This window comes from Mesoaciditoga sp. (genome assembly GCF_054006115.1).
On record NZ_JBPNHS010000033.1, the window covers coordinates 1 to 10,665 of the forward strand.

Consider the following 10,665-nt stretch of genomic DNA (forward strand, 5'->3'; position numbering starts at 1 on the left):
TTTTTTGCAAAAAAAAGAATGGCTTGTAAACAATTTTTAATTATATCTTATTCTTTTTCTAACTAACCTTAGCGCTCTCTATGATAGAAAGAAAAGAAGAAAAAAGAATGTGAGTGATACGGATGGATGCGAAGGATAGAAGAAAAACCCAAATAGGCGTTCAACTTGAACGTTGGCGAGTCAGAGAGATAAAACATCGTGCGTCTGAGTTGGGCATTTCAATGAGCGAATTAGTTCGCCGACTGATAATAGAATACCTTGAAAAAACAAAAACTGATAAGTAAGAAAAAGTCCCGCATAAAGCGGGATTTGATAAATGTAGCCGTGAATAATTTGGCAGCCCCACGGGGAATCGAACCCCGGTTTCCTGGCTGAGAACCAGGCGGACTAACCACTATCCGATGAGGCCACTAATATGATATCATACTTATGTGTTTCTTTCAAAGAAAACGCACCTTAAATTGAGGTTACGTAGAGAAGCGTTAAAGGAGGGAAAAAGTATGAAAAGGTCAATTACGCTTTTTCTAATTTTGACGGCGATCGGAATTTTCGTTTTGGCAGATACGCCTGTTAAAGATATAATAATTACCCCTGTAAAACCATCTTCTTTAAAGGTTCAGATCTGGATGGATCGTTCAACCGGGGCAACCTATTATCCAGGAGATAACGTTAGGATTTATTTCAAAACTTCTGAAAACGCGTACGTGATCATATTCGATTTCGCAACCGATGGTAGTGTGAGAGTACTTTTCCCGAATTTCTTCCAAAGAAATAACTACGTGAGGGGCGGTGTGGTTTACACTATTCCAAATCCAGCTTACAATTACTCTTTAACCGTTACCGGGCCAAATGGAAGAGAATTTTTAGAAGCCGTTGCGAGTCTTTCACCGAGCGCGCTTCCAAATGTACCGCTTGCAGGGGCAAATCCATTTTTGGAATACAAAGATGGACAACAATACATGCAAAAGATGAAATTAGAGCTTATGAGAGAATCTATAGCTGTTGCAACAACATACTTTTATGTTGGATACGTTCCTCAAATGGGAACTGTGAATTTTACTTCCAGCCCAATGAGAGTTTCACTTTACGTTGATGGAACGTACGAGGGTGAAACTCCAAAAACTTTGCAACTTCCCGTTGGAAATCACGTTGCGACCTTTGTTTACCACGGAAGAAGCTTGGCAAAGTCATTCACAGTTCAACCAGGACAATATTCAATGGTGAATGGTGTTATTTCCATAATGCCCGTTCAACCTCTAAGCGTTAAAGTAAACGTCAACACTTATCCGTCTGGGGCTTTGGTTTTTGTGGATGGAAAGATGTTAGGAATAAGTCCTTGCACTTTTAAACTGGCGGTTGGCACATACGAATTCACAGTAGTAAAGCCAGACTACAAAACAGTTGTGCGTACGGTTACGATTCAGAACGATATCAATCTGAACTTTCAACTTAACAAAATAGAAAGTTACACTTCTTTTTAAAATTGAATGCCTTAAAGGAGGAAGCAAAAATGAGAAATTACAAAGACATTCCTTTGTGGAAGGATGTAAGCGAAGAACAGTGGAACGATTGGAAGTGGCAAATTTCTCACAGAATAATGGATGCCGACACGCTTTCAAAGGTGATACCGCTTGACGAGAATGAAAAAAATGCGATAACTACCAGCCTTGAACATTTACGAATGGCCATCACGCCTTACTACGCTTCGTTGATAGATCCAAACGATCCTGAAGATCCGATAAGAAAGCAAGCTGTTCCCACGATGAATGAACTTTACGTTGCGCCGAATGAAAGCACGGATCCTCTTTTTGAAGATGTGGATTCTCCCGTTTACGGATTAACTCATCGCTATCCCGACAGGGTATTGGCACTCGTTACCGATCAATGTTCCATGTACTGCAGACATTGCACGCGCCGGAGAAAAGCCGGGGAAACCGACATGCCAATGCCCATGAGTAAAATAGACAAAATGGTTGAATACGTTGCGGCCCACGAAGAGATAAGAGATGTTTTGATATCCGGCGGAGATCCATTTACACTTTCCACTGAAAGATTGGAAGCCATAATAAAGAAATTCAGGGCAATTCCACACGTGGAAATAGTGAGAATAGGCACAAGAACGCCCGTTGTTATGCCACAGAGAATAACGGACGAACTTGTCAACATGTTGCGGAAGTACCATCCCATATGGGTTAACACGCATTTTAACCATCCGAATGAGATAACGCCGGAATCTGAAAAAGCTCTCGCGAAAATGGCGGACGCGGGCATCCCTTTGGGAAATCAATCGGTATTACTAAGAGGAATTAACGATTGCCCACAGGTTATGAAAAAGCTTGTACACCTTTTGGTGAAAAACCGTGTGAGACCTTATTACATATATCAATGCGATCTGTCTAAGGGCCTTTCTCATTTCAGAACATCAGTTGCGCGTGGCATAGAGATAATAGAATATCTTAGAGGACATACTTCCGGTTTTGCAGTCCCAACGTATGTGATAGACGCTCCCGGCGGAGGTGGGAAGATTCCGGTGAATCCACAGTATCTCATTTCGATGGGGGCAAATAAGGTTGTATTAAGAAACTACGAAGGAGGCATCTTCATTTACGAAGAACCGGATGACTACAAACCGAAATGCAAAGAAGACTACATTCCCAAAAAAGAACAAAGCAACACCGGAGTGGCCGGACTCTTAAGCGGAAATTACGCCTTTATGATTCCTTGGGGAAATGACAGAAAGAAGAGAATAAAGAAGTGGAGAGAAGAGCACAAGAAATCCCAGAAAGACAACTCATTGAACAAGTAAAGCATTACCGTTTAGTATCAGTTGTTGGTCTTGCAAAGAATGTTGGAAAGACCACAGTTGTTAATTTTTTATTACGCAGGCTTTCGCAAGCCTGCGTAATAACTGTTGGTGTAGATGGGGAAAAAGAAGACAAGATATTTAAAAACACGAAACCGCCGGTTTTTTTACCAAAGGGAAACTTTGCCGTTGTACCCTCTACAGAAGTGCCAGTGGGAACGAAGATATTGGAAACTTTTGAAACGCCGTCCACGCCCCTTTCACTTGTTAAAGCGCTTATGGATGTGGAAGTTCATACGGTAAAAATTGGAAGTTACGAAGAAACTCTAAATGTGGTGAAAAGAATAAGAAAGCATGCTAAAACGTTTGTAATTGACGGGGCGTTGGCGAGAATGGGTTCAATTTCGATTTCAAACGCTGCTATTCTCATAAGCGGAGCCGAGGTTGGTAAGAGCGTTGAAGAAGTGGTGGATAAAACGATCAAAGTTGTAAATAAAATTCTTACCCCTCACGCGCCGGAATACGTGATCGAAATCGCCAACAAAATGCCAAAAGTTCCATTTGCGATCAAAAATGACAAAGTAGTAAAAATCGATACCAATGGGGTGGCTGGATACGAAGAAGAAATAGTGAAAATGGCGCAAGGAGCGCAATACCTTTACCTTCCGGGTGCGGTAACAAACGAGATCGCATCACGTGTAGAATGCCCAATTGTAGTTCCAAGCCCGGATAAAATTTTTTCTGATGCTGGAAATTTTCTTTCAATAAAAGAAACAAAGCTTTTGGCGGTGGCGCTCAATCACACTTCTGTGCGGGGATATGAAGTAAATCCTGAAGAACTCATTATTGAGCTCAAGAAACGCTTAAATGATGGTATAATCGTCTTTGATGTGCTTTACGATCACGATGAGGGAGGTTCCAAAACATGGAATTTACCGTAAAAAAGAGCGAAATGTCTTTTCATTTGGATTCGCTTTCAAGGGCCGTTGCTTCAAGGCCAATAAAGCCGGTTCTTAATGGGGTGCTTTTCGAATTGGATAATGGTTTAACCATGACCGCAACGGATATGGAATTCACGGTTAGATCGAAGATACCAAACGTGAAGGGAGAAGGAGCTTTTGTAGTGAACGCCAAAACGGTGTACGAAATAGTTAAAAGTCTCCCCTCCGAAGAAGTGAAATTTTCGACAAATGGGGATAAATTGGAAATTTTATCTGAAAAGAGCAGGTTCACAATATTCACCCAGGACGCTCAAGATTTCCCGGAAGTGAACTTCCCAATCGATGGTGCCATTTACGAAATGGACAGGGTGAAATTGGCTGAAATGATAGACAGAGTTTCGTTTAGCGCGGCTTCAGATGAAAATATGAGAAATTTAAATGGCGTCTACTTTGAGATGGAAAATGGCATGTTTAGAACAGTTGCCGTGGATGGTTTTAGGATGGCATTGGCCGAGGAAAAGATAGAAAGTCAGGGGAATTTGAGTTTTCTCATTTCCTTGAAGGCCGTTAAAGAACTTTCAAGATTGTTAAGCGTTTCCAGCATAGATAAGTTAATAATGCGTTTTGAAAACAGACAGGTGGCCTTTGAAGTTGGAAACACGACTTTAGTTTGCAAAGTTGTGGACGCTGAATTTCCGAATTACAAGCGCGTTATACCCGAAGAATTCAAAACAAGGATAATCGTTGATAGAAATGCTCTGCGTGGTGCCGTTAAAAGGGCAAGCATAGTAACGAGAAGTGGTACAGAAGCCGTGAAATTCACAACCGACAGCGATTCTTTGAAGATATCATCTAAAAGCGCTGGCCTTGGAGAAGCTGAAGAAACGTTAGACGTTCAAATGGAAGGAGAACCCATGACGTTGGCTTTCAATCCAGCCTTTGTTTTGGACGCGTTGAACCATACCAATGAAGAAAAAGTGCAATTGAATTTTGTAGATGAGAATAAACCTTTGATGGTGGATACACCGGACTTGGATGGGTATTTCTTCATAGTCATGCCGGTGAGAATATAATGAGAGCGGGAATAGGATACGACGTTCACAGGTTGACAGAGGGAAGAAAACTCGTTTTGGGCGGTGTGGAAATCCCTTATGTTAAGGGTTTGGCCGCTCATTCGGACGGTGACGTTATAGCCCACGCGATAGGAGATGCGATTTTAGGAGCAAGTGGCTTAGGAGATTTAGGTGTTTATTTTCCTCCGAACGATCCACGCTACGAAGGTATATCTTCAATGATCATATTGAAAGAGATAAAGGAAATGGTGGAAAAGAGGAATTTCAAAATAGATTACATAGACGTTATGCTCGTTCTGGAAGAACCAAAAGTTTCTTCTTACATCTCACAAATGAAATCGCGAATAGCTGAGGCGCTTGACCTTGATGTAACAAGGATAAGTGTGAAAGCAACGACAAACGAAGGCCTGGGCTTTGTGGGAAGAAAAGAAGGCGTTGGCGCGATGGCGGTATGTTTACTAAAAGAGCCGGCTATGTAGGAGAGTAGATGAATTTTCTTTCAAACATAACAATTGGTCAATACGTGCCAAAAAAATCTTTTCTTCACGCTCTTGACCCTCGAAGCAAAATAATTTTTAACGTGATGATGATCACAGTGATCTTCCTGGTTACCGATTTATGGCAATACGCTTTGATCACAGCGGTAACGGTTGTTTTAATGATTGCGAGCAAGATCTCTTTCATTTACTACATGAAAGGTTTGAAAGCTTTGTGGCTTCTTATAGCTTTAACGGCTGTTTTTCAAGTGTTTTCCGGAGGAGGAAATGTTGTTTGGTCTTTCTGGGTTTTTAAAATAACAAATGTGGCCATTTACAACACGATTTTCATAACTTTACGCCTTGTTCTTATAATTCTTATAGCGTCCACTTTAACGCTTACCACTTCACCAATACAGCTGGCGGATGGTCTTGAATCGTTGATGAACACCGTACGAATTCCAAAAGAATGGTCGCACGATTTTTCCATGATGATAAGTATAGCCTTCAGGTTTATACCCGTTTTGGCCGTTGAAGCGGACCATGTCGTAAAAGCGCAACTTTCAAGAGGCGCAAAGTTCGACAGGGGAAATTTCATTCAGAGGATGAAAAACATGGTGCCGCTTCTTATACCTTTATTCGTCGGAGCCATAAGGATGGCAGAAGAGCTGGCACTTGCAATGGAAGCGAGATGCTACAGGGGCGTTGAAGGGCGAACTAAGTACAGACAGTTAGTCTTCAAAAAAAAAGACTATGTCTTTACGATTTTGAGTTTTGCCCTTATTTCGATAGCTTTCATACATTTTTGAACTTTGGAGGTAAGAGTGAACGTAGAAGTGCTTTCAATTCCGTGTGAACACGTTAAAAAAGATTCGTACGATTTGGTGATCGTCATAGATACTTTGAGGGCGGGCACCACAATTGCCAAAGCCTTGTCTAACGGCGCGAGCGCGGTTTATCCAGTTGGCAGCGTTGAGGAAGCTGTGAATTTAAAGAAAAAAATACCATCTTCTTTGTTGGCTGGCGAGAGAAAATCCTTTAAGATAGATGGCTTTGATCTGGGAAATTCTCCGTTAGAGTTCAACGAAAAAGTGGTTAAGGGAAAAAACATAATTTTAACAACTTCAAACGGCACTAAGGCGGTTAACAAGTTTAAAACGTACGGTCCTTTGGTTTCCATGGCGCTTTCAAATGTGAAAAGTGTCGCTGAATTTTCGAAATCATATGAAAACGTTTTAGTCGTGTGTTCGGGGAGCCATTCAGAAGTCGCGTTAGAGGACCTTTACACGGCTGGTAAATACATCTCTCATTTAGATCTTCCAGCTTTGAATGATGATGGAATAGTGGCAAAAAGCATTTCCTGTGAAAAAGAGATAAAGATTTTGAAGATGTCCCATCATGGTAGGTATTTAAGTCAGCACGGAATGGAAATGGATCTGTACGAAGCCGTGAAAGAAACAAAAATCGTGCCGACTTTTAAAAAAGATCCATTTGGAATTGACTTTTTTGGAATTTAGACTTAACTCCGGTGTGAATCCGCATTTTAGATAAAATGGAAAGGTGGTGAAGGTGGTAATTTCTCTTAAGAGATTTTTGCCACAAGAACCTTGAAAAACGCGAAGATGTTCATTTTTTTGGTTACATTGACGGTCTTTTTCTCACTGTCTGTGGCCGTCGCCGATCCAATAATAGGCGGTTTTTCAATTGACACTCCAATTTTAAATCTGGCAAGCCAACCTTACACGCTTTACTATTACCCTGGATTTTCTTACGAAAGCGGTTATTCCACTACCGGTCAATGGATGGCGGGCGTCGGCTTTACATTTAGCGTGCCATGGATGAACTTTTCCCAAATTCCTTTGAAAAAGGACGAAATTCCAATTGCTTTGGCTTTGGCAAGAGTTGAAAGTGGCTTTCAAAATTATTCAAGGAGTCGGGTTGGGGCCGAAGGTTTAATGCAGTTCATGCCTCAGACGGCATTAGAGTACAACGTTCAAAACCCATTTAACCCTTATCAAAGTGTTCAAGGTGCCATCAATTACATTTCCAAATACGAAGCGAGACTTTCTTCATTAAAGCTCGCATTTGCCGCTTACAACGCTGGTCCAACGGCCGTGTTGAAGTACAAGGGCGTTCCGCCGTACGCTGAAACTCAAAATTACGTTAAAAAGGTTATGAAATACGTCAATCAATACACCGCAACCCCTTCTTATCCAGAAATATACGCAAGAATGGGAATTTTCGCCGAGTACGAATCGCCAAAAAAGATAATAGTTGGGGCTTCATATCCCCTTCCACCCGGTCAAGTGGATATTTGCCCGGAACTCACGTTCAATTCAACCAAGGTATCGCTTTCATGGATATGGAGGATAAATTCCGAACACTTTAAAATGGCTTTTAGACATGAAGGCGGTTACGACGAATTTGAAATATCTTCTAAATTTGGCCCATTAACGGCGATAGTTGGCATGTACAAAAGTGGTGTGGCGGCGTCTGGGATATTTGACGTGTGGAACGCGAAACTATTTGGTTCTGTTTCCGCGTCCGGTGATGTGAGGTATGGAATGGCAGTTAAGCTGTTCAGCTCGTACGTTGAAGCATGGAAAGATAAAAACTCCTACGCTTTTTCTTTAAACGGGAGATGGTAAGGTGAAATTCGAAATATCACAAGAAGAGATAAACGAATTCATTGGGGATAAATTCGGTGCCAGCGTTAAGGTAAAGGATGGCAAGCTTGACATTTCTGCCATGATGGGAACCGTTAAATTCACCCTTTTTGCGCCAAAAGTCCCTCTGAATTTTTCAGAAGAAGTTAAATTCGATGTTTCCATGAGTTTAACGGTCAGGATGTTTTTGGGAAGGATAAGGCAAGAAATTGAAAAGAGAAAGCTTGACGAAGCGATAACAATAACACCAAATTCTCTTGTTTTAAATGTCGGAAAAATTGACAACACTTTTTTTAGATGGCTGAAAAACAAAAGCTTAAAGGAAATAGAGTTTGAAGATGGAATGATTCGTTTGAAGATAGAGTGAATTTTTCCTTATTTTGCTTGACTGGCAAATTCTTTTAAGGTATAATTTTACGGCAAGTAAGCCGAGGTGGTGGAATTGGCAGACACGCAAGATTCAGGTTCTTGTGAGCGACTAAAAGCTCGTGCGGGTTCAAGTCCCGCCCTCGGCACCAATTATGTTTTTATCCTCTTAAATTCTTCTCTTGACAGTACTTGAAATCAAGTATATAATAACTAATCAGACTTCTTGTTTGATGTGGAAGGAGGGATCGTGGGAGAGAAGTGGATTACAATCTAACCAAGGGGGTTAGTTTTTTGCTGTACAAAATTGAAGATAAAAGCAAGAACATTTTGAAGGGAGGTGCTTTCCTGCAACCATGTGTTATGGTTGACAGGAGGACGCATGAGTAAAAAGGTAATAGGTTTAGCAGTAACAGTAGCATTGTTGATGATCGTCCTTTCTGGCTGTTTCCTCTTGCCCAAGCCAGCGTTGCCGCCACAAGTGGTTAAAGTGGTAATGCCAGCAAACGGCCAGAATATCGTAGTGGCGCCAAATGAAACGGGAAATGTAAAAGTAGAGGCTTACATTAAAGCTCAAAGCCCAATTGATGCTGTGTATTTTTCATTGTACAAAGATGGTGCATTGAGTATTTCACAGCAGAGTGCGAATGGTCCCTATCAGACAACGGAAGGAACATTCACTTACACTTTCACTGGGCTTAAAGCGGGAAGCTACACTTTAAATGTGCAAGCTTACACTAAAAATCCAAGACCAGCGGTAACGAATTCAAGCTTTGAAATTTCTCATTCATATTTACCACCAAAGATAAGCAACTTAACGGTAAAATCGAACTACATGGATGGAAAACATTACGTAACTGGGAGTCCAATTCAATTCAGCGTAGAAGTTACAAATCCAAATAACACGGGCACTCCAGTTGTTTCGGCAGAAGTTAATGGTAATCCGGCCGAGGAAGTTTCGAAAAGCAACAACACGTGGACATTTAAGTACACGCCAAACGTGGCGGGCTCTTACACGTTTGGAATAACGGCTAAATTGCCGAACGCAACGCCAACAGCGGCTACATCAGTAGTGGAAAATGTTGATTGGATGCCAAGCGTTAGCAATCTTAAGCTTAAAATAAGCAAAAAAGACTCTGAAGATTACGCTGTGGCGCTTTCTTCAACTTCTGTGAGTTTTTCTTACGAATCTACAAACGTTAAAGCCACTGTAAGCGTTAACGGTACGGTGTTTGCTAATGAAAACTACACGTCTGATGAAGCGATAAGCGGTATTAAAGCAGATCAATGGAACGAAGTTAAAATTAGTTTTGTAGACAAATGGGGAAATCCTTTGCCTTCTTACACAAAACTTTTCCATGTACTTGGAACTCAAAAAACTAATCCAAAGGATACACCATACGTCTTCTTGATAGATAGACAAGGTCATATAGTTAACAACACAAACGACTGGATCGTGAAGAATGCAGGAGATGAAATTCACCTTTATGGGTACATCCTTAAAGGAAAGAATGATATTAACAATTACGATATCACAGAAAGCTACTATACAGATGAGGATCTCACTTCAAAGTCGACAAACGGAGTAGTTTTAGCTGATAATAATGTAAAGAGTTCCGATCTGATAAATAACAAAATCCCGATCGTTGACCTCGTAGCTTACCTCTTTGATGAAAGCAATACCAATGACGCATACGTTAAGTTTAATGTCAATGTCAATGGAGCTGCCGTTGCCTTTTTGAGATACAAAGTTTTACCTGTTTTTTCACCTATAAAGCTGAGCATTGAACCAAATGGAAATACGTACGAAGGTGTGCCGGAAAATCTTACTGTTACAGTTGAATCAAGCCAGCCATTGGTAAGCCTTTCTTTGGATAGGCCTATTAAGGTTTCGGTAGCATCTGATACGTCGTTCTCCGGATATTCCACGACGACGGCTTACGCTTATACTTTGAATGGTCATGAATATTACACAAATGTCATCAATTTCTCTCATACTTTGATAGCTTCTGTTGACAGTGTAAGAGCAAATGGTATATCCGCTTACGGAACTTTGAACGAACCGTTCTCATTTAAAGTTGCGTTCTACGGACCATCAGGAACGTATCAAATAGGTGCTAAAGCTGAAGCTTTAGCTGATCAGGTTAGCACAGCAATTACAACTTACAAAGTTCAAGCCGATACGGGAGCTCCGACCATAAAGATCACGCCTGCTGGTTCTTACGCGATGGTGAATGTGAATGGTACTGAAATACCAGCTTATTATGGAAATATTTCAGTTACCGCAACGATCACGGATGATCACGCGATATACTGGGGTGGGCTTGCATTTGAAAATGT

At 41.2% G+C, this 10,665-nt stretch carries 11 protein-coding genes and 2 tRNA genes; 12 read left to right on the plus strand and 1 reads right to left on the minus strand.

Annotated elements, in window-relative coordinates; translation table 11 throughout:
• Positions 1 to 122 precede the first annotated feature (122 nt).
• Positions 123 to 284 (plus strand): ribbon-helix-helix protein, CopG family, encoded by a 162-nt coding sequence (locus tag ACXJIN_RS06650; RefSeq protein WP_456400672.1) that lies wholly within the window; start codon positions 123 to 125, stop codon positions 282 to 284.
• 50 nt (positions 285 to 334) lie between these two features.
• Here ACXJIN_RS06650 and ACXJIN_RS06655 read toward each other — a convergent pair.
• Positions 335 to 409 (minus strand) — tRNA-Glu (locus ACXJIN_RS06655).
• A gap of 91 nt (positions 410 to 500) precedes the next feature.
• On the opposite strand from ACXJIN_RS06655, the gene ACXJIN_RS06660 reads away from it, so the two are divergent.
• From ACXJIN_RS06660 to ACXJIN_RS06710, 11 genes are all read left to right on the plus strand, one after another.
• A complete protein-coding gene (locus ACXJIN_RS06660) occupies positions 501 to 1,481 on the plus strand; it encodes a DUF4384 domain-containing protein (RefSeq protein ID WP_456400674.1) in 981 nt (326 codons plus the stop codon).
• A 29-nt stretch (positions 1,482 to 1,510) separates the two neighbouring features.
• Positions 1,511 to 2,806 (plus strand): lysine 2,3-aminomutase, encoded by a 1,296-nt coding sequence (gene kamA / locus ACXJIN_RS06665; protein WP_456400676.1) that lies wholly within the window; start codon positions 1,511 to 1,513, stop codon positions 2,804 to 2,806.
• Complete coding sequence (locus tag ACXJIN_RS06670) at positions 2,755 to 3,744, plus strand: hypothetical protein (protein WP_456400678.1); 990 nt, start codon at positions 2,755 to 2,757, stop codon at positions 3,742 to 3,744. Before kamA ends, ACXJIN_RS06670 begins: the two co-directional genes overlap by 52 nt.
• Positions 3,729 to 4,817, plus strand: a complete 1,089-nt coding sequence (gene dnaN, locus ACXJIN_RS06675; protein ID WP_456400680.1) for a DNA polymerase III subunit beta — start codon at positions 3,729 to 3,731, stop codon at positions 4,815 to 4,817. Before ACXJIN_RS06670 ends, dnaN begins: the two co-directional genes overlap by 16 nt.
• Positions 4,817 to 5,296, plus strand: a complete 480-nt coding sequence (ispF, locus tag ACXJIN_RS06680; RefSeq protein WP_456400682.1) for a 2-C-methyl-D-erythritol 2,4-cyclodiphosphate synthase — start codon at positions 4,817 to 4,819, stop codon at positions 5,294 to 5,296. The genes dnaN and ispF overlap by 1 nt, the downstream gene beginning before the upstream one ends.
• Positions 5,297 to 5,304: 8 nt before the next feature.
• Positions 5,305 to 6,102, plus strand: coding sequence for an energy-coupling factor transporter transmembrane component T family protein (locus ACXJIN_RS06685; protein WP_456400684.1), 798 nt, complete (start codon positions 5,305 to 5,307; stop codon positions 6,100 to 6,102).
• 15 nt (positions 6,103 to 6,117) lie between these two features.
• Positions 6,118 to 6,810, plus strand: coding sequence for a 2-phosphosulfolactate phosphatase (locus ACXJIN_RS06690; protein ID WP_456400686.1), 693 nt, complete (start codon positions 6,118 to 6,120; stop codon positions 6,808 to 6,810).
• 117 nt (positions 6,811 to 6,927) lie between these two features.
• The gene (locus ACXJIN_RS06695) at positions 6,928 to 7,941 is read left to right on the plus strand and encodes a lytic transglycosylase domain-containing protein (protein WP_456400688.1); all 1,014 of its coding nucleotides are present in this window, start codon (positions 6,928 to 6,930) and stop codon (positions 7,939 to 7,941) included.
• Position 7,942: 1 nt separating this feature from the next.
• A complete protein-coding gene (locus tag ACXJIN_RS06700) occupies positions 7,943 to 8,326 on the plus strand; it encodes a hypothetical protein (RefSeq protein WP_456400690.1) in 384 nt (127 codons plus the stop codon).
• A gap of 60 nt (positions 8,327 to 8,386) precedes the next feature.
• Positions 8,387 to 8,477: transfer RNA gene (locus ACXJIN_RS06705), tRNA-Leu, on the plus strand.
• Between the two features lie 230 nt (positions 8,478 to 8,707).
• A partial coding sequence (locus tag ACXJIN_RS06710; RefSeq protein ID WP_456400692.1) for a hypothetical protein occupies positions 8,708 to 10,665 on the plus strand: 1,958 nt, incomplete at its 3' end.